The sequence below is a fragment of the Nocardioides sp. NPDC047086 genome, assembly GCF_040643685.1.
GTDB lineage: Bacteria > Actinomycetota > Actinomycetes > Propionibacteriales > Nocardioidaceae > Nocardioides.
Map to the genome: position 1 here is coordinate 74125 of NZ_JBEYUV010000013.1, position 18992 is coordinate 93116.

At 63.1% G+C, this 18992-nt stretch carries 23 protein-coding genes; 22 read left to right on the forward strand and 1 reads right to left on the reverse strand.

The features are described 5' to 3' along the window. Positions 1-46: 46 nt before the first annotated feature. The 3 genes from ABZ796_RS11985 to ABZ796_RS11995 are packed head-to-tail and all read left to right on the forward strand — an operon-like array spanning position 47 to position 1708. Entirely contained in the window at positions 47-619 is a 573-nt protein-coding gene (locus ABZ796_RS11985) for a hypothetical protein (protein WP_357337125.1), read from the forward strand. Further along, the gene (locus ABZ796_RS11990; RefSeq protein WP_357337126.1) at positions 609-1229 is read left to right on the forward strand and encodes a hypothetical protein; all 621 of its coding nucleotides are present in this window, start codon (positions 609-611) and stop codon (positions 1227-1229) included. Before ABZ796_RS11985 ends, ABZ796_RS11990 begins: the two co-directional genes overlap by 11 nt. Then, positions 1229-1708: a hypothetical protein gene (locus ABZ796_RS11995; protein WP_357337127.1), complete on the forward strand. Its 480-nt coding sequence runs from the start codon at positions 1229-1231 to the stop codon at positions 1706-1708. The genes ABZ796_RS11990 and ABZ796_RS11995 overlap by 1 nt, the downstream gene beginning before the upstream one ends. Before the next feature lie 55 nt (positions 1709-1763). Here the strand turns inward: ABZ796_RS11995 and ABZ796_RS12000 are convergent, their stop codons facing one another. Then, positions 1764-2201 (reverse strand): DUF3592 domain-containing protein, encoded by a 438-nt coding sequence (locus tag ABZ796_RS12000; RefSeq protein WP_357337128.1) that lies wholly within the window; start codon positions 2199-2201, stop codon positions 1764-1766. 457 nt (positions 2202-2658) lie between these two features. Here ABZ796_RS12000 and ABZ796_RS12005 point away from each other — a divergent pair, with 457 nt between their 5' ends. From ABZ796_RS12005 to ABZ796_RS12095, 19 genes are all read left to right on the forward strand, one after another. After that, positions 2659-2946: a WXG100 family type VII secretion target gene (locus ABZ796_RS12005; RefSeq protein WP_141791345.1), complete on the forward strand. Its 288-nt coding sequence runs from the start codon at positions 2659-2661 to the stop codon at positions 2944-2946. Positions 2947-3285: 339 nt separating this feature from the next. Further along, positions 3286-3573: a WXG100 family type VII secretion target gene (locus ABZ796_RS12010; RefSeq protein ID WP_141791345.1), complete on the forward strand. Its 288-nt coding sequence runs from the start codon at positions 3286-3288 to the stop codon at positions 3571-3573. Positions 3574-3703: 130 nt separating this feature from the next. Further along, positions 3704-4006, forward strand: a complete 303-nt coding sequence (locus ABZ796_RS12015; protein WP_357337129.1) for a flagellar protein FlgN — start codon at positions 3704-3706, stop codon at positions 4004-4006. A 56-nt stretch (positions 4007-4062) separates the two neighbouring features. Next, positions 4063-5295, forward strand: coding sequence for a hypothetical protein (locus ABZ796_RS12020; RefSeq protein ID WP_357337130.1), 1233 nt, complete (start codon positions 4063-4065; stop codon positions 5293-5295). Between the two features lie 150 nt (positions 5296-5445). Further along, positions 5446-5976, forward strand: a complete 531-nt coding sequence (locus ABZ796_RS12025; RefSeq protein WP_357337131.1) for a hypothetical protein — start codon at positions 5446-5448, stop codon at positions 5974-5976. Positions 5977-5996: 20 nt separating this feature from the next. Beyond that, complete coding sequence (locus ABZ796_RS12030; protein WP_357337133.1) at positions 5997-6584, forward strand: protein TPRXL; 588 nt, start codon at positions 5997-5999, stop codon at positions 6582-6584. Between the two features lie 39 nt (positions 6585-6623). Then, positions 6624-7331, forward strand: a complete 708-nt coding sequence (locus ABZ796_RS12035; RefSeq protein WP_357337134.1) for a hypothetical protein — start codon at positions 6624-6626, stop codon at positions 7329-7331. Positions 7332-7370: 39 nt separating this feature from the next. Further along, the gene (locus ABZ796_RS12040) at positions 7371-7796 is read left to right on the forward strand and encodes a hypothetical protein (protein WP_357337135.1); all 426 of its coding nucleotides are present in this window, start codon (positions 7371-7373) and stop codon (positions 7794-7796) included. A 322-nt stretch (positions 7797-8118) separates the two neighbouring features. After that, complete coding sequence (locus ABZ796_RS12045; RefSeq protein WP_141791345.1) at positions 8119-8406, forward strand: WXG100 family type VII secretion target; 288 nt, start codon at positions 8119-8121, stop codon at positions 8404-8406. A gap of 324 nt (positions 8407-8730) precedes the next feature. Then, positions 8731-9018, forward strand: coding sequence for a WXG100 family type VII secretion target (locus ABZ796_RS12050; RefSeq protein WP_141791345.1), 288 nt, complete (start codon positions 8731-8733; stop codon positions 9016-9018). Between the two features lie 101 nt (positions 9019-9119). Next, entirely contained in the window at positions 9120-9476 is a 357-nt protein-coding gene (locus tag ABZ796_RS12055; RefSeq protein WP_357337136.1) for a flagellar protein FlgN, read from the forward strand. Positions 9477-9524: 48 nt separating this feature from the next. Further along, positions 9525-10625 carry a hypothetical protein gene (locus ABZ796_RS12060; protein ID WP_357337137.1) on the forward strand — a complete coding sequence of 367 codons (1101 nt, stop codon included), beginning with the start codon at positions 9525-9527 and terminating at the stop codon, positions 10623-10625. Between the two features lie 30 nt (positions 10626-10655). Next, positions 10656-11318 carry a hypothetical protein gene (locus ABZ796_RS12065; RefSeq protein WP_357337138.1) on the forward strand — a complete coding sequence of 221 codons (663 nt, stop codon included), beginning with the start codon at positions 10656-10658 and terminating at the stop codon, positions 11316-11318. Continuing rightward, positions 11311-12009 (forward strand): hypothetical protein, encoded by a 699-nt coding sequence (locus ABZ796_RS12070; protein WP_357337139.1) that lies wholly within the window; start codon positions 11311-11313, stop codon positions 12007-12009. Before ABZ796_RS12065 ends, ABZ796_RS12070 begins: the two co-directional genes overlap by 8 nt. A 24-nt stretch (positions 12010-12033) precedes the next feature. Next, positions 12034-12663 (forward strand): protein TPRXL, encoded by a 630-nt coding sequence (locus ABZ796_RS12075; RefSeq protein WP_357337140.1) that lies wholly within the window; start codon positions 12034-12036, stop codon positions 12661-12663. A 332-nt stretch (positions 12664-12995) separates the two neighbouring features. Further along, positions 12996-14102 (forward strand): hypothetical protein, encoded by a 1107-nt coding sequence (locus tag ABZ796_RS12080; protein WP_357337141.1) that lies wholly within the window; start codon positions 12996-12998, stop codon positions 14100-14102. 133 nt (positions 14103-14235) lie between these two features. After that, on the forward strand, positions 14236-14871 hold the full coding sequence (locus ABZ796_RS12085; protein ID WP_357337142.1) for a transcriptional regulator: 636 nt from the start codon (positions 14236-14238) through the stop codon (positions 14869-14871). A gap of 272 nt (positions 14872-15143) precedes the next feature. Then, a complete protein-coding gene (locus tag ABZ796_RS12090) occupies positions 15144-16694 on the forward strand; it encodes a hypothetical protein (protein WP_357337143.1) in 1551 nt (516 codons plus the stop codon). A gap of 56 nt (positions 16695-16750) precedes the next feature. After that, positions 16751-18961 (forward strand): protein kinase, encoded by a 2211-nt coding sequence (locus tag ABZ796_RS12095; RefSeq protein ID WP_357337144.1) that lies wholly within the window; start codon positions 16751-16753, stop codon positions 18959-18961. Positions 18962-18992 lie beyond the last annotated feature (31 nt).

Consider the following 18992-nt stretch of genomic DNA (forward strand, 5'->3'; position numbering starts at 1 on the left):
CGTCGAGGACTTTCGGGAGCCTGGGTGGTTCCACATACCGAGTCGCATGACCAGCACCGAGGCGGAGGCGTGGGTCGAGTCTGCGTTCGCACAGGTGAGCGGGTTCGTCGGTGTTCCGCGATGGGACGGTTCGGCAACACCCGAGGAAATGCTGCGCGAAATCCTTGAGTACGGAGTTCAGGATGAACCTGCGCTGCCCTCGGTGGCAACCTTTCAGGTATGGCCACTGGCGGGTCCCGCCGTCCTGACATGTCGTGTTTGTCTGGTCGACCACGATTCCGTTCCTGATTTCACCGAGGTAGTCGGTGCCGCTGTCCATGTTGTTGAGTCGAAGGAACTCGGGACTGGGATCCAGTTCTCGACCAAGAAGGTGGTGAAGGACGCGGGCGGCGAGGCGACTCTTCACTCCGTGGACCTGATCTTTTCTGATGACGATGCCGCAATGGTTTTCAGCCTCGAGCAAAGTCTTCCTGCGTTGATCGCCGGGGCGATGCCTGGACTGGGTGTCCTCAAGAACGTGTTTCGAGTGTTCCGGCCGGACGGCGCGAAGTTCTCTGGACGTGCACCTGCGAACGTACTCGATGAGAAGGCTTGGGAGTTGGTGGAGAATGCCCGATAAGCTCGATCTGCGGTCAATGCTCAACATGGACCCGCAGCCGGAGTTCGCCGTCGAACTTCCTGTCGGTTGGTCGAGGCGCGAGGTGTCGGATGAGACACTTCGCGAGTTTGAGGCGTCCATAAAGCGCAACCTGATGCAGGCGCATCAACCTCAGACCTACGCAGTTCTGGGTCCTGGCCTGCGTGATTCCTTTGACAAGATGCGCAATTCAGGGGCCTTCGCTTTCTTTGCGCCTATCGACGCTCCGAAAGACTCGCCCAGGATGGCCGCATCGATCATCGCTCGGTATCGTCGCTCCGAAGACGGGCAGCCGCTGGACAATCTTGTCCGGTCCCTGATCCGAGAGCGCGGCGCACAGCCGTTGCTTGGCGACCAACGCACCGTGCGTTATGAGGATGCGGTCGACGTTCGCGTAGGTGAGGGTAGCTTCGTCAACCACTCGATTACGTACCTCACGCCAGTTCCGGGTTCGCGCCGCCTCAAGGCGCTCGAACTTGTGGCGTCTCTTGTGCGGCCTTCTGATCTGCCAAAGGACTCAGACCGCTTGCGTGCACAGAAAGAATTGCTTGACCTGATTGTGGCGAGTATCCGCTGGGTTAAGCCGAACTGATGGAAGGTAACGTGTCGAGTCAAATTGGGCCTCAGGGCGCAGCGTTCAAGCTGGGGCGGTTCTTTTTCCACTGGTGTGTGGCTTTTGGAATCGTCATCCTCCTTGCATTCCAGTCGCTAACCGCATTGATCGTTCCATCGGCCTCCGATTATGAAGTGTCGGGGCCGGTGTCGCTCTTTGGCAGTGTGGCCCTCGGAATTTTCGTCATCTACCTCGGTGTGACGACGTACCAGCTCGCCCATGGCGAGAAGGCCGTCATAGGAGCCAAGGGTGCCGGAGTGCGGATCTTTGTGTTGTTGGTGTTCGCCGTGCTTGCTCTGATTCGCGGCGCCTGGTGGGTTGTCGATATTGCAGGCGGAAACGCTGCCAGTGTCTTCAACTACGTCGGAATGGTTTGGTTTACCGTTGCTGGAATCGCCGGGGTTCCGCTGGCATTCATGCTCTTCGCTGCGCGCAAACAGCACGTAGGACAAGTTTGAGAGATGTCGCGCTTCGGCCAATTGGCCACGCCGCGCGTCGAATTGTGCGTGAGCGTCAGTTCGACATCGTGCTCAAGAGTGCGTCGGACAAGCACACGCCGGCAAAGGCAAGGAAGATGACGGTCCAAGGAATGCCAAGTATGTACCATGCGATCTTCGGGATGGTGTAGATACTGTTCTTGGTCGGGGCGTCGGGCCGATATCTGACCTCGACTTCTTCGCCAACACCAGGCTGGCCATTGACTCTGCCCATTCCTTCGTGAAGTTTTCCGTCTGGGGTCCGGAAGACATACCTAGCGCTCCGAGAATCTGTCATTGCGCCGCTAATTGTTTGATGCTTTTCGACGAAGGTGAGTTGAATACGGGCCGTGCCTCGGATCCACGTCTTTAGCGTGTGACGCTCGCGGACGTAGGCGATCGCTGGGATGCATGCGATTGCGAAAACTCCGGTGGCCATCGTCAGCATGATGATCTGGCGTTCGGTCTCCTGCATGGTCAGCTCCTCATCCGGCGTCGGTCAGCGGCCATGTAGCCGGTCTTGAGCCTACGAGAGTGCGACATGGCCTGTCTCGACAGGGGGTGATCGCTGCCGAGACCGCGACTCAAACTATCTCGCCGTACATCTGTGGGCGAGGGTTGGCGCCTCGGCGCGCGTCGCGAAGAGTTCGTACGGTCTTTGCCTCGATGTCGATTGCGCTCGCGGAGGAGGTTGGCCATGGGCGCGTCGACGGGCACGGGAGGCGTGAGTAACGGACGGGGAAACGCTCGCGAATGGCGGCGGTTGTCAGAACAACCTCACAGGTCTCGCCGGGAGAACCGGAACGCTCATGTATGAAGGTGACAACGAATCGCGATTTGCGCTTCACTACTCCGCGTCGCGTGCAATGCCGTGACGGCTGGGTGCCCCGATAGGGCGTCATGCAATGAAATCGCGGGAAAGGCAATGATCGATGAGTGACTTCGGGGCAACATACGACGAGATGACCGGCACCGCCGACAAGCTCGACCAGGGTAAGGACACGATCGAGTCTGCTCTGGACGAGTGCCAGGGCTACGTGGACGAGCTGGTTCAGGACGGGTTCAAGACGGAGAAGGCGTCGGGAAAGTTCCAGGACGGCTACTCGGAGATGACCACGGGTCTGAAGGACGCCATTGCTGGTGTCGAGGACATGGCGCAGGCTCTGCGTGACATGGCCACGGCGATCCAGGACCTGGACTCGCAGCTCGCCGGCGGCTGATCCGCAGCGTCGGTCACGATGGTGGGCTTGCTTCAACGGGCCCACCATCACCCGTCTCGGCCAGGTGCTGCTGCCGCGGTGTCGACTCCCGCCGGTGCGCTGTTGCGACCTCCTGACCGAGGTGAGTAGAAACCGTTACCTTCGGAGATGTTTAGAGCCGGACGAAGCGGGTAGAACTACCGCGACGACGTTGATCGCCTGGATCTCGGACCACGCCCGGGATAACGGTGTCGGCTCGTCGGGTTCACGCGTCTCGACCATGTGATGCGTGAGTGATGGTGACGAACGGCGCCGCAACGCGGTGTCGTGTAACGAAAATTGCGGGAAAGGCAATGATCGATGAGTGACTTCGGGGCAACATACGACGAGATGACCGGCACCGCCGACAAGCTCGACCAGGGTAAGGACACGATCGAGTCGGCGCTGGATGAGTGCCAGGGCTACGTGGACGAGTTGGTTCAGGACGGGTTCAAGACGGAGAAGGCGTCGGGCAAGTTCCAGGACGGCTACTCGGAGATGACCACGGGTCTGAAGGACGCCATTGCTGGTGTCGAGGACATGGCGCAGGCTCTGCGTGACATGGCGACCGCCATCCAGGACCTGGACTCGCAGCTCGCCGGCGGCTGATTCATACAGTTGCCCAGATGGTGGGTTAGCGCCTGCTAGCCCACCATCTCTCCATTTCTTTCCCTCGATCACGCGCTGCGAAGACAACACTCTGCGGCGTGCTCAGTAACCACGTGAAGGGTGCACAGCCATGGCGGATATCTTGATCAAGATCTCCGAGCTCGAGAAGGTCAAGACGTCATTGGACTCGATCGTCGACGAGTTCGAGAACGCCACTGACAGCTCTGAGGATCTCGAGTCTGACATCGGCGACCCGTTCGACATGAGCGATCTGCGCGACAAGGCATGTGACTTCGAGGAGCGCTGGGACGACAAGCGCAATGACCTCAAAGACAGCCTGAAGAAGGTCAGTGAGCACATCAAGGGCGTTATCGACGGGATCGAGGAGTGGGACAGCGAGACCGCCCTCCAGTTCGAGCCCAAGACGAAGTAGAACCCACAGTCTTTAAACGCTCCTGACGGAAAGGACAACCCCCCATGTTCGGTGGCATGCAGGATTCCCCGAAGGGGCGCGAGATCAAGTCGGTCGAGGGTTCGCCCTCGGGGATCATCGCGCGAGGGTCCGCGATCGAGCGGCTCGGCAAGATGATGGATGCCTCGGCTGACACGCTGCGCGACATCAAGGAGAACACCTTCGCCGGCGGCCAGCAGCAGGGTAAGGCCATCGAGAAGCTTCAGGAGACCATCGGTGACTCCTACAAGGTCCTCGAAGAAGCCGCCGACCTCTACAAGCCTGTTGGTCCGGTGCTCGTCACGTACGGTGAGATGCTGGAGACCTACAAGCCGCTGATCGACCGCACCGCGTCCTCGTGCAGCGACCTCTGGGACATCTACGACGCCCTGCCCGGTGACAAGGACGACAGTACGACCGAGGACGACGGCGGCTTTCTCGGTATCGGCGACACCGACAAGGAAGAGGCCGCCGACAACAAGGCCAAGAAGGAAGCCTACGAGAACTGGGAGACCGAAGCCGAAGTCTTCGACACTTGGTACGACGTATGGGAGGACGGCTTCGACGCAGCCGTCAGCGGGATCTCCGACGGCCTGTCCGGATCCATCGAGGACGGCTTCTGGGACAACTACGGGGACTTCATCGACGCGGTCTACGAAGTCCTGACGTGGGCCGCTCTGATCATCGCTGTGGTCGCGATCTTCTGCACCGGTTTCGGTGCGCTGGCAGCCATCCTCGCGCTCGCCGCCTTTGCCGTTTCCGCCATCAAGTTCGCCTGCGGACAGCAGAGTCTGGGGCAGCTGGGCCTAGATGCCCTGGCCATCATTCCGATCGGGAAGCTGTCGAACCTTTCCAAGCTCGGCCATCTGGCCAATATGGCGAAGGGCAGCAAGCTGACCGCTCTGTCCAGGAGCTGGAAGGCCATGAGCAAGGGTCCGCTCGGCGACCTGACCAAGGCAGCGCGGCTCAAGGACGCTTTCAAGGTGAAGAGCGGCGCCGAGGTTCTCGAGGGCGTGATCGGTAAGCCCTTCAAGGCCTTCCGGACCGACAACCTGAAGATGTACATGGGCAACCTCGACGCACTCAAGGGTGGTCTGGGCGCGTTCCGTGGCCTCACGAAGGTCGAGTTCGGGGTGGCCCGCTTCGGAGCGACGCTCGGCACCCTCGGTAATGCCGGAAAGCTCACGCAGGGGACGGACCACTTCGACCCCATCCCGATCGACATCCCTGAGATCAAGGTCCCGGGCATGCCTGCCTGGCTTGGTTTCTAGGTTCGGTTCAAGCGCAACAAACGTCTGAGGTGCAGAGTGGCGAAGTGGGCAGTAGAGCTGGTTGACGACCTGGATGTTCCAGGTTGGCTCCCTGTTCCTGAAGGGCTGACGCCCACCGAGAGTGAACGGTGGGTCGACGAGACGTCGAGCATGCTCGACGAGCTGGTCGGTACGCCGCGCTGGGACGGTGAGGCGACGACGATCGAGGACATCCGCGGGCTGCTGCAGATGGCCCTCGACGAGCGTGAGACCTCTGAGGCGTACGCGCTGTTCCAGGTTTGGCCGGTCATGTCGGCGGCTGCGGTGATGTGCCACCTGCACGTGGTGGAGAGCGGGTCGGCACTGGACATGTCCCTATGGGACGGCGTCGTGCACGCGGCCGACGCCGATCACATCGGACCCGGCGCTCAGCTGTCGTCGCGCAAGGAGCTGAACTTCGAGGGTGGATCGGTCATCATCGAGTCGGTGAACTTCGCGTTCAGCGATGGTGAGACTCTCCTGCTGCTCGGCGTGGACGAGTGTATTCCGCAGCTGACGACCTCGGTCGTTCGCGGACTGGTGGCGCTCAAGGACATACTTCGGATGGTCCGCGAGGACGGGAAGGTGTTCGAGTCGGTTCCTCTGCTCGGAGTGCCGGTGGACGAGTCTTGGCCGATCGCGACGGATGGGGCGACGCTGTGAACCTACGTGAGCAACTCGGCGTGCGTAAGACTGTGGACTTCGAGATCGACCTTCCGCGAGGGTGGGCTCGTTTCGACATCGATGGTGGCCACGATGAGCTCCTCGGCGGGATGAAGAAGCGCTTCATGGAGGCTCACCGCCCCGACCTGTTCGTCGAGGCGAAGGCCATGTTCGACAAGGCATTCGACGGGATGCGGAAGAACGACGTCTTCGCATTCTTCGCGCCGGCAGGCGAGCAGCCGGACGGCGCCGTCGTCCTGCCGGCCTCGATCAACGCTTCGATCCGCACGGGCGAGCCCGGTCAGTCATTGGACAAGATGGCCCACAATGCCATCCAGAAGTACGGCGCGAAGCCGTTGTTCGGCGACCCGCGCACCCTGCGGTTCGAGCGGGAGCGGACGATCGATCTCGATGGCGAGCCGATCATCAACCACTCCCTGATCTACTTCACCCCGATCCCCGGCACCCAACGGCGTAGGGCGTTGCAGCTGGTCGCAGCCTTCGCGCGTACGCCGGACGTAGGACCTGACGCGCCCGCGCTGGTCGCGACCCGCGCGCTCCTTGACGCATGCGTCGCTACGCTGCGGTGGAAGCGCGGCAGCGCGTGACCTGGGGACTGATTCCTATCGATTGTGGAAGGCCTGAACTTGCTGTCCTTTGACAAGGGCCCATCGGCGCAGGAGTGGGCACGGTCTGCCAACGTCGCCACCCCGATCAAGTGGGGCGACCTCGAGAAGCAGATCATCTCGGAGCGGCTCACCCCGAACGGAGACGAGGGTGGGCCGAAATGGCTCCTCGGCGTGCTCATGGTTCCGATGTTGATGGTGCTCGGTGCTTTCCTGCTGGCGCCGGCGCTCGCGGCCGGCCTGGTCGCATGGGCGACCACGACGGAGGACGCTTCCGCCCAGGGTGATCTGACGCTGATCGCGACCTTCCTGTTCGTCATCTCGATCGTCGTCTCGGCCACCTGGCTCAGCATGTGGTGGCAGACGCGTTCCCGGTCGGTGATCGCGATCGTGTCCGGTCTTGTGGCGACCGTGTCGGTCGTGGTCACCTTCGTCGTCGGGAAGTCCTACGACGGTGAGCTTCCCGGGGACTGGCTCGAGTGGTCGGCGTTGGTCGCCGGCGTCCTCGGTCTCGCCCTGACAATCCTCCAGTTCGTGTCGAAGTCGGAGCATCGTGCAGGCGTGCCGAAGAGCGATCGCGCGCAGCGGCGCTACAGCGCCGCTCGCGAGGAGGTCCTCGACGTGCTCAGCCAGCGCGGGATCGTAGAGCTGACCCCGGATCAGCGTCACCGGATGCAGCGAATGCGCGTCGGAACGTGGCACAAGTTCGATGCTCAGGGGCGCGTGTAACTTCACGGCTTTCATCCATCTATGTTGCAAAGGGTTCACGTGGGTTCGGAACGAGCGAGAAGCGCTGACCTCGACGTCACCCCGGAGGCGGCCTTCCAAGCTGCCCTCGGCGTGGCACAGCACGAGAAGAAGTACGAGATCAGGGCCGTGCACAATGAGGGCCAGGCCCTGATCATCAGGCAGAAGACCAAGGCCCTGTCGTGGCCGAAGGTCATCATGCTTCGAGTCCACCAGAACGGGTCGGGGTCGTCGGTCAACGTCCTGGTCCAGAACATTCCGGGCGGGCCGACTGCCCTGCTCGACGGTGTCTTCAACGGAAAGATCGCCGAGAAGTACCTCAATGGCATCCAGGGCGCGTTGGACGGAACCGTCACCGCTCCGGCAACCGCAGTGACGTCCCACTTCGTTCGTGACAACGGCTCCGAGGGCCCCTGGGGTGACCCGGACGAACTCCCCGAGTTCTGAGGTCACTCGATTCCGTGACTCGGGCCGCGACACATTGGCCTGTCGCGCGATCGGCGTGCGGTTGGCGCCGGTAAGGTGATCGGCTGGTTCTGGTTGCCCGTATCCCGCGTTCTTTGTGTGCCTTGCGGGATATTTCGGTTGGGTCGCGACGGTCTCATCGGCGACCCAGCGGATTCCGCTGGCGGGCGTGAACGAGAACTCTGTATGAAGATGACAACGAATCCGTTATTGCGCTTCACAAGCTTGTGAGGCGTGACCTACGGTGACCAGCGGCTGCCCATTGGGGCACCGTGCAAATAAATCGCGGGAAAGGCAATGATCGATGAGTGACTTCGGGGCAACATACGACGAGATGACCGGCACCGCCGACAAGCTCGACCAGGGCAAGGACACGATCGAGTCTGCTCTGGACGAGTGCCAGGGCTACGTCGACGAGCTGGTTCAGGATGGCTTCAAGACGGAGAAGGCGTCCGGTAAGTTCCAGGACGGCTACTCGGAGATGACCACGGGTCTGAAGGATGCCATTGCTGGTGTCGAGGACATGGCTCAGGCTCTGCGGGACATGGCGACGGCGATCCAGGACCTGGACTCGCAGCTCGCCGGCGGCTGAGCCCCCGCGTTGGTCAAGTTGGTGGGCTGGCGTCCGTCGGCCTACCACTACCCGTCTCGGTCAGGTGCTGCGGTGTCGACTCCCGCCAGTGCGCCGCTGTGAACTCCTCAACGGAGCCAGCAGAAGCTTTACTTTCGGAGATGTTTAGAACTCGACGTAGTGGGTAGGACTACCGTGACGACGTCGATCGCTCGGATCTCGGCCAAGCCCCGGGATGACGGTGTCGGCTCGTCGGGCTCACGACCACGTGACGCATGAGTGACGGTGACGAACGGCGCCGCAACGGAGCGCCGTGTAAGCAAGATCGCGGGAAGGCGAAGATCGATGAGTGACTTCGGGGCAACATACGACGAGATGACCGGCACCGCCGACAAGCTCGACCAGGGCAAGGACACGATCGAGTCTGCTCTGGACGAGTGCCAGGGCTACGTGGACGAGCTGGTTCAGGATGGCTTCAAGACGGAGAAGGCGTCCGGTAAGTTCCAGGACGGCTACTCGGAGATGACCACGGGTCTGAAGGATGCCATTGCTGGTGTCGAGGACATGGCTCAGGCTCTGCGGGACATGGCGACGGCGATCCAGGACCTGGACTCGCAGCTCGCCGGCGGCTGAGCATTCGCCCGCGGGGCGGGGTGAAGACATTCGCCCCGCCCGCGGCGACAATTCGGCACTTTGACCGGGCAATTTGACGGAAGTTCGAAGGGAAACGGGCGATGGCGGACGTCAAGATCAAGATCGAGACACTCTCCAGGATCCAGACGCAGCTCAACGCGATCGTCGACGAGTTCGAGAACGCGACGGGCAATTCTGAGGCGCTCGAGGCAGCGATCGGCAACCCCTACGGCCGCGGTGAGCTACGCGACAAGGCGCAGGACTTCGAGGAACGCTGGGACGACAAGCGGGACGACCTCAAAGAGAGCCTGAAGGAGCTTCACGACCATGTCAAAGGCGTAGTCGACGGGTTCGAGAACTGGGACAGGGAGACTGCTCTCCAGTTCCAGTCGAACACCTCCGTGCAGGCGCCGGGTGCCCCAGGTGGGTCGGCCTCAAGCTCATCCGCCGCGGTGTGAGCACATTCATTCCCAGACTCAAGTCTCGAACGAAGGAACGCATCTGCCATGGACTCGTCTCCCAAGGGTAGGGAAATCAGGACGGTCGAGGGAGATCCCTCCGCTGTCATCTCGCGCGGCAACTGGATCGAAACCCTGGGCGGGATGATGGAGGACTGCGCCCAGGAGCTGCAAATGATCGCCGTCCACGACCTTGCGAGCGGCGAGATGGACGGCAAGGCGGTCGAGAAGCTTCAGGACAAGATCGGCGACTCGTGGGAGACCCTTCGTGAGGCCGCGCAGTTGTACAAGCCGGTGGGCCCGATCATCGCAACCTACGGCGAAGAGCTCCAGCAGTGGCAGCCTCTGATCAGGGCGCAGGTCGACACGTGCAAGGACATGTGGGCCAAGTACGACAACATGGAAGGGGCGCCGACGCGCCTTCCAGGTACTGGGCCGGACGAAGGTAGTCCTGAGGCGCAGCAGGAGGAAGAGGCTGCCCAGGCCAAGGAGCAGGCTCGCGAGGACTGGGAGGACGCCGCCGAGACCTGGGATGGCTACTACGATTCCTGGGAGGATGCCTATGACGCGGCAGTCAATGGCATCGGCAACGAGATGTCCGGCAAGATCGAGGACGGCTTCTGGGAAGTTCTCGATGACATCATCGCCGTGCTGGAGATCGTGGCGCTCGTCGTCCTTGTTCTGGGAATTTTCCTCACTGGTCCGTTCGCTGCGATCGCATTCGCAATCTCCGCCGCGGTTTTCGCCATGCGCGCGGTCCAGTACTGCGCCGGTGAGTGTTCCCTTCTAGAACTTGGGCTGGCCGCTCTCGATGTTGTTCCATTCGGAAAATTCGGGGCCATGGCGGACGCGATGACCGATCTGGGCGCGAATGCCACAAAGTTTGCGAAGTTCTCGGCCGCTTTCAAGGCTGGGTCGGGATTCGGCGATATGGCGTGGGCGGGGCGAAAGGCATTTCCGGACATGATGACCGCCCTCCACACCGGTCTCGACGTCAAAGACTTCGAGCGAATCGCAAGCAATCCCAAACTGTGGGCAGCTGCGGGCGAGGTTCAGGGTGCGATGGCGAAGTATGGAAACTCGTTCTACAGCAGTGTTCAGACTGTCACGGGGATGTTTGAGGGGTCGTTCGTCGACGTCGTCAATTGATGCCTTCACGAACTCAGTTGAATGCGTGGCTTGAATAACGGAAAGAGCGTAACGGTGGACGAAAATTGGCGCATCGAAGGAGTTTATCCGGACGGCGGATGGACTTATGCGGCGTGTGACCTCAAGACCGACATCAATCAATGGATCGAGACGGAAGAGGAGCGTCTACGCAACTGGTGGGGCGAGGCATGGGCCCGGGACGAGGCCGCCAATGACTTGAATCGTGCGGCGCTGAGGGATGCGTACCACGCCGCTCACGTGCCAGGAACCCTGGTCGCCATGCTGCACTGGCCGCTGCCCTTGCCGCTCCCGAGTCGGATTCGTGTTGAGCTCGCGTCTGGATCTCCCGTTACCGTCGAGGCATGGCGGGATGCAGGGTTTGACGTCGACGAGTGGAGCGGCTCGGCACTTGGTCCCGGTCTGAAGTGCATCGCAGCGCGCGACGAGGTGATCGACGGCGTCCCCTTGCACCTTTCTACCGCAGCATATGTATTCGCGAATCAGGACGGTGGAGTGATGGTCACCGTGGAGTCAGGAACACGTGAGGTGTTCGATCTCACGCTGGCGAAGATGCCAGCTGTCTTGTCGACACTCACGTTATATCTCCCGGGAGGCGTACGATTCATCGCCTCCGATGTGAAGGGTATGACACGAAACGCGATGGACGAGTGGGAGAAGGTAACCGATGCCTAAGGCTGCGGCGCCTCGGCCAGCTGAATGGGCGAATCGTAGGGATCGACACAAGCCGTTCGACCTCGACGAACTGAACCGGGTTGTGTGGGATCATGCCTACATCGACTTGGAAGCGGCCCGTCGGCGTCGCGGGAATCCCTTGATGCGAATTGGTGCAGCGTTGATGTTCTGGGTCGCCGCGCTGGGAACGGCTGGGCCGCTGTTCGCTGCCGCCGTGTTCGTGAGCGGTGGCGGATATCGAAAGTTCTCTGAAGACTTTTCTGCAGGCTTCGAGGTCCAGTGCATCTATATTGGATCGCTTCTAGGAAGCGTTGCTGTCCTTTACTTCCTTGTGCCTTGGCTCCGAGCGTCACATCGGCAATGGAGCGGGACGCTCGCCGCGATGTCGGTGGCAGTCGCCGTGACGACGGTGATTTTGCTAGTCCTCATCTACACGAGCGATGTGGACATCTATCCACGTCTTCCGATGGTCATCCCCGTGTGGATCACGTTCTTCCTGGCGATCGCTGCCGTGATTGCTGACTATCGCCTGCACTCGAACGTGAAGCCCCCCGAGGTCGCGATCGATAGCCTGTCTGATGAGGACATCGAAGTCTTGCGCGCCAGCCGTCGGCAGGCGCTGAGAATCTTCCGGACGCAGGGGCTCGTTGGCTACGGGGAGTTCACTGACTTCGACAAGAGTCCACTATGACCCGATTGGATCGAGGTGTCTGACATGGTCGGAACCGACGGTGGTTCGCTGCGCGACCTTCTTGGCGTTCAGAAGGATCCAGAGTTTCATCTGAAACTGCTGGACGGCTGGGAGAGGCATCTCCCGGATGACGCAGACCGGGAAGCGATCGATGCCGAACTGAAGCGGCGTTTCATGGCCGCCAACAGGCCAGATCTACACGCGATGCTGCGGGCGCAGATGGATCAGGCCTTTACCTTGATGAAACAGCAGAGCGTCATCGCCTATTTTTCTGCCACAAACGAGACGGCGAGCAAGGCCTACATTCCTGGGACGATGTTCGCGACCGTTCGGCGGACGCCGAACGGTGAGACCCTCGATGGGTACGTGACTCAAGCGATCACCGAGTACGGCGCAAAGCCACTGTACGGTGACAAGCGCTTCATTCGCTTCGAACGCGAGTCGACGAAGAAGTTCGAAGGCGGTTCGATCGTGATGACGTCGATCGTCTATGTCACGCCGATCCCAGGTTCGAACAGGCGCCGCGGCCTCCAACTGACGGCGTCGATCGCTCGCCCCGTGGAGATGTCCGTTGAGGATCCGAAGTTCGTCGGCTGGAAGACTGCCTTTGACCTCTGTGTCTCGACCCTTCGCTGGTCACCGCCGTCGGCGTAGTCGTGGAAGGTTGACGGAGTTCGACGACACAGTCGGTCACCGATGTCGGTGCGGCTTGAACATGCGGCTTCGTGCAGGTTCAGAGCCCATGACGCTCCAAGTATCCGCGGGCGGGGCCTACTCACTCCGGTCTGCTGCGGGCCGCTAAGTCGTTGTCAGGTCGCAGTCTGGGATCGTTAGCCTGAGCGTCCCTCTAATCAACTACAGACGGCGGGATGTGCACGGTGGCTCGGGGTTTGGCAGGAATGGGGATCGCTACGGCGGTGTTGGTGTCGGGTTGTGCGGTCGGTCCACCGCCGGAGGACTTCGCGATCGAGGATGCGGTCGCTGCGATGCGAGTGCACGAGGGCGGGGAGGACTCCAGCTATCTGGTACTGGTCTCGCCCGAAGGGAAGACGCGAGCGATCGAGCTCGAGGGGATCGAAGGCGCCGGAATCTCCTGGACGGAGCACGGAATCACCACGTCCGATCCGAAGCACGACTATGTGATCGACGAGTCCGGGCTCATCGACCGCAAGCGCACGAGTGGCGACGAGTCGCTCGAGACGAATCAAGAGTGGTACCGCGTGCAGGTCGGCGCGGGGACGTTGGTCGGTTTCAGCCCCGCGGACTCATCCAAGGATCCGTTCGTGACCTACATCGATGGCGAGAGCGGCGAGACGACTACACGCTTGTCTCCGTACGGTCAGACGTCGACAGCGGCGGTGTGTGGTGAGCGAGTCTTCGCGCCGGGGAGGGGGACTGACACCAAGGCGTTCGAGGAGGACAGCCAATCGGTCCCGGAGGACCAGCTGGACCGCGCGGCGCTGACCTCGGCCTATCCGCATGACGGCACGGACATCTTGAGCACCTTGGAGCCCACCAGCCCGGGCAGCACGTCGCCCTGTGCCGACGGCATCGTCTACGAAGGGTGGGAGAACGACGACGACCAGCACTTCTTCCGCACCTGGACCACTGCGAAGGGGATGTCGCCGGACAAGGCTGCTGTTGACCACGAGATCGTCTATCCGGAGGAGGCCTCCTCGCAGATCGGTGCACCCTCGGCGGTGACGATCGCGGACGGCCAGCTCGTCTGGGTCGTCGAGAACACGATGTGGAGCGCCCCACTCCCGACGAGCGCGACAGCACCGGTCCAGGCGCGCGAGATCGGTTGGGTGGAGGGATACATCGGGCTCGACGCGGAGGTGCTCACCTACTCCTCGAACGCCGTGTACTCGATGACCAACGAGACCGAGCTGCACAAGCGGTTCACCAAGCGCCGGAGTGACCGGGTGTGGACCGAGCTGACAGCGCTGAGCCTCGTACGCACGGACCTGGCGACCGGCAAGCCTTCGATCGCCTTGGAGATCGATGTGGAGGACGTCGACTTCCCGACCAAGGACGCTTCGGTGACGGCTCTGGCGGTCAACCCGGAGTGGGTGGCCGAGAACAGCCGATAGGTGAAGGCCAGGCGATGTCGTCGGGATCACCGCGACACGCCGAAGTAAAGAGCGGCCACCAGGGGCTCGGGTTGCCAGGGTGGCGCCATACCTCTCGATCTCGGGAACAGTCACTGTTGAAAGGGACATCTCCATGCGCACTCGCACCACCGTCCGGACCTATCGATCGGCCGCCGTCGGCCTCAGCCTCGGCCTCGCGCTCGCGTTGACCGGGTGCGGCTCCGAGGAGACCGACTCGGACGCTGACGCGGCGGTCGAGGTCGAGTCCAGCGCGCCGGCCTCCGAGTCTCCGTCCGCAGCACCGGCGGGTGAGGAGAAGGAGGTCAAGATCGGGAAGACGATCAAGGACCCCGACATGGGCGACACGATCGAGGTCGTCTCGGCCGTCCGTGACTTCCCGTCGACGGAGGAGGCCGAGCTCATCGCCGAAGGTGGCGAGGTCGTGCTGCTGCAGGTGAAGATCAAGCCCGGCAAGGAGTACGGCGGCCGGATCTCGGACGGGAACTTCGAGATCTCCTGGGACAACGGCGCCGACTTCGAGAGCGCCGACACCCGTCTGATGACCGAGGAGCTGACCGCCGCGAAGCGTACGCCGCTCGAGGACGTGCAGCGGCGCGACGGTGGCGAGCACACCGGCTGGATCGCCTTCCAGGCGGAGGAGAAGGCCGACACGTACCTGGTCGAGTACGAGCGCGACGGGGCGAAGGTGATCGGCTCGGACAAGACCATCGCAGAGTTCACGGAGCAGGTGGAGATCCCCGCCGGCTGAGGTCTCGGCAACCTGGTGGGCGGAGACCGGCTACGCCGGTAGCCGGTCTCCGTCGAGGCTCGTTAGGATCTGGGCGTCCGTTGTCTCGGAGAGGGGACTTGAAGGTGCATCCTGGGGCACGTCGTCGAGCGGGACTCGTTTCCGTTGCCAGTCTGGCGCTTGTCGCCACCGCCTGCTCGGGTGATCTTCCGGCTTCGGTGGAGGAGGGGTCCGAGGTCGCCGTCGCGTGGACGGGTTCCCTGACGAGCACCAACCCCGCGAGTGCGGCGAGCGTGACCGACGGAAACCTCGACATCGCCTCGCTGACCCGCGGCGCCTTCGGCACCCTGATCGGGGACACCGTCGAGATGGACGAGACCTTCGGCAAGGTCACGATGGAGGGCGACAAGCAGGCCAGGGTGCGCTACGACCTGGCCGAGCCGACGTGGTCCGACGGGGTGCCGATCGACACCGCCGACCTGATGCTGGCCTGGGCCGCCACCTCGGGCTACTTCGGCACCGCCCAGGAAGGCAGCGACGGCAAGGTGGACTTCGGCGGAGTGCCGACGGGTCTGACCAAGAGCGCCTACATCCCCGAGGTCGACGAGGGCGCGCGCGCCATCGAGGTCCCGCTGGTGGTGCCGGTGGTCGACTGGCGTACGGCCTTGGACGTCGCCGTGCCGGCGCACGTCGTCGGGCAGAAGGCGCTGAAGATCGAGGACCCGATCGAGGCCAAGGAGGTCGTCGAGACCGCGATCGAGGAGTCCGACACCGCCAAGCTCACCAAGATCGCGGAGGCGTGGAAGTCGACCTTCGCGGTCACCGAGGACGGCAAGGCGTCCGAGGATGCGTTGCTCTCCAGCGGGCCCTACAAGGTCTCGAAGATCTCGGCAGGAGAGGGCGGCCAGGAGGTCGACCTGGAGGCCAACTCGGAGTACGCGGGCGAGGCCAAGCCGACCTACGAGCAGGTACGCCTCACCCCGGCCGGCGCCGACGCGCTGGACAGCCTGGGAGAGAAGGTCGACGTCGTCCAGGTCACCCCGACCAAGGCCAACCGGAAGCAGGTGCGCGACCTCGAGCGCCGCGACTACGGCGTCGCCAACGCCGACGACGGCACCATGTGGGCGCTGATCCTCCGCGCCGACCGCGGCTTGTTCAAACGCAAGGACACCCGCACGGCCTATCTGCGGTCGGTTCCCCGCGGCGACATCGCCGAGGGCGGCGCGGGCGAGTGGGCCGAGGCGTACGAAGCCACCGACGTGGTGCTGTTCCCGCCGGGTGGGGAGGGCTACCAGATCGCGACCGAGGACTCCGGGTTCTCCACGAAGTTCGGAGCCTCCCAGGACGCGAAGGCGCCGCGTGGCGCTCGGGTGTGCATCGCCTACGACAAGTCGAGCGCCTTCGCCTCGGGCGCCTATGACGCCATCGCGAACGCCGTCGACGACGAGGGCTGGAGCACCGCCGACTGCGGCGTGTCCTCGGCCGACAAGGTGCTCTCCGGCAACAGGTCGGATGCCGTCCTCGCCCGGATCCCGATCCCGCAGACGCCGGCGGAGATCTCGGCGCAGTGGGGTAGCAAGGGCAGCCAGAACGCGACCGGCGGCGGCGACCGCGAACGCGACCGCCTCATCAGCGAGCTGGCCCGCACCGCCGATCCCTACGAGGCCCGCGACGTACGCGTCCAGATCGAGAAGACGCTGGTCCGGGACTCGATCGTCGTGCCGATCGTGATGAATCCGACGGTGACGGTGAGCGACAAGAAGGTCGACAGCGTACGGCCGCGGTCCGGGCAGGTCGCACCGCTCGTCTCCACCATCGTCGAGTGGTCGCCGACCAAGCAGTAGGCGACTTTTAGCGCATTGGAGTGGTTGGGTTGCGCGACCCTGAATAGGGTGCGGGCATGACGACGCTTCATCCCGGGGCAGTGTTCGGCCACTACCGCCTGGATCGCATTCTCGGCGAAGGTGGAATGGGCGTGGTCTATGACGCCTTCGACACCAAGCTCGAACGGCAGGTCGCCCTGAAGATGGTGCATGCCCACCTGGCCGACCGGCAGTTCATCGACATGTTCATCCGCGAGGGGCAGACCCTGGCGCAGATCAGGTCGCCCCACATCATCGCGATCTACGACATCGGTGAGCAGCAGGGCAGCCCGTTCATCGTCACCCAGTTCATCAAGGGCGGTGATGTGACCGGACTCGTACGCAGCAACGGACCGTTGGCGCCGCACCTGGCGTGCCTGGTGAACGCCCAGGTGGCGGGGGCGCTCCACGACGCCCACCAGGCGGGGATCATCCACCAGGACGTCAAGCCGTCGAACGTGCTCGTACGCAACCCGGCGAGCCCGCTCGACCCGTTCGCGTTCCTGTGCGACTTCGGGATCGCGACCTCGTCCGCCGACTCGCCGGCCGGCGGGATCACGGGCACCTGGAACTACCTGGCGCCCGAGTACATCCGCGACGAGCGTGACGCGCATGGCCGGCCGATCTCGCCGGAGCCGTCACGAGACATCTACGCGGCCGGCTGCATGCTGTGGTTCACGCTGACCGGCAAGATCCCCTACTCGGGTGCGGCCGTGCAGGTGGCGATGGCCCATCAGAGCGCGCCGATCCCGCAGTTCGTCGGCTCCGACGACTGGACCAAGGCGGCCAACCGGATCCTGCAGCTCTCGATGGCGAAGGACCGCCGGAACCGCTACCAGAGCGCCGCCGTCTTCAAGGACGACCTGCTGAAGCTGCGCGAGATCACCGCGCCCGCTCAGCTGGTGCCCGCGCCGTCGATGAGCGACCCCAACCCGGTGCCGATCCCGGTCGCGGCCGTGCGGGCGCCCTCCGAGAGCGAAGCGATCCTGATCGAGGAGGCGCAGCGGCCGTCCAAGATCACTCCGCTCCGGGTCGGTGCCGCGATGGTCGGGGTGGCTGCTCTCGGGGTCGGCGGGGCCCTGGCGATCACCCAGCCCTGGGTCGAGCACGGGCCCGAGCCCATCGTGCCGACCGTCAAGGGAGCTGCGTACGCGGATGTGAACGGTGACAAGTTCGGGGACGTGGTCACCAACGTCCAGAATCCCGACGGCGAAGGCGTCGACGTCGTCACCTGGAGATCGGACGGACGTAGGCTGACCCCGTCGAAGCCAGTCACGTACACCGACCCTGCGCTTCCGGCCGACAACGACGGAGGCGAGGTGTTTCCGCTCTGCGGCGACTTCACGGGTGATGGCAAGAACTTGTTCCTCACCTTCGTACGGAGTGAGAAGGGCTTCACGTTCCAAGGCGATCTGGAGGGATCCCTCAAAGCTCCCGCGGGTGTCGTCGACCAGGGCAAGAAGATGACGGGCTCGAACTTCTACTACGACCTCGGCACCGACGACTTCGACGGTGACGGTGTCGCCGATCTGTTCATGTCCACCCACTTCGGCGACCCGGACCCCGACCTCGACCGGCAGGGGAGAAGGGCCGGGGACGGCTCGATATGGGTCTACCGAGGAACCAGGTCAGGGTTCGCGGAGCCGACGCTCTTCGCGTCCTATCCGGCCACGCCGGTGGAGCAGGTCGCGGTGGGCGAGTTCACCGGCGACGAGAAGGCGGATCTGGTGGTCCTCAATCGGTCCGAAGGCAGCCCGGAGGACATGACGCTCACATCTGGCTCCTCTGAGGTGGACCTCTATCAGGGAGAGGGAACGACGGTCGCCGCTGCGAAGACGTTCCCGTTCAAGCACCAGTCGATCAGCTCGTTCCTCGCCGGTGACGTCAACGGTGACGGCAGGGACGAGATCATCGCCACGGAATCCGGTCGTGGTGAGGGCCAGTCGATCACCGTCGGTACGTTCAGCGAGGACCTGACCCAGTTCTCGATCGCCACCCGCGGGAAGCTTCCCAAGCCCCGCAACACGCTCAAGACCACCAGCAGGTATCCCGCGACCGTTGCCGACGTCAACGGTGACGGACGGACCGACATCGTCGCGGTCACGCAGGACACCAGTGAAAGCCCCTACGCCTTCTACGTGGCGTTGGCCTCGAAGACCGGGACGTTCTCCGGTCACAGGATGGCGACGTGGAAGAAGTCGCCCGACGATGTCCGCCGCTACAACCTGATGGGAGGAACCCTCGGATGAGCGATTCCACCGGAACCCCTGACAACACCCC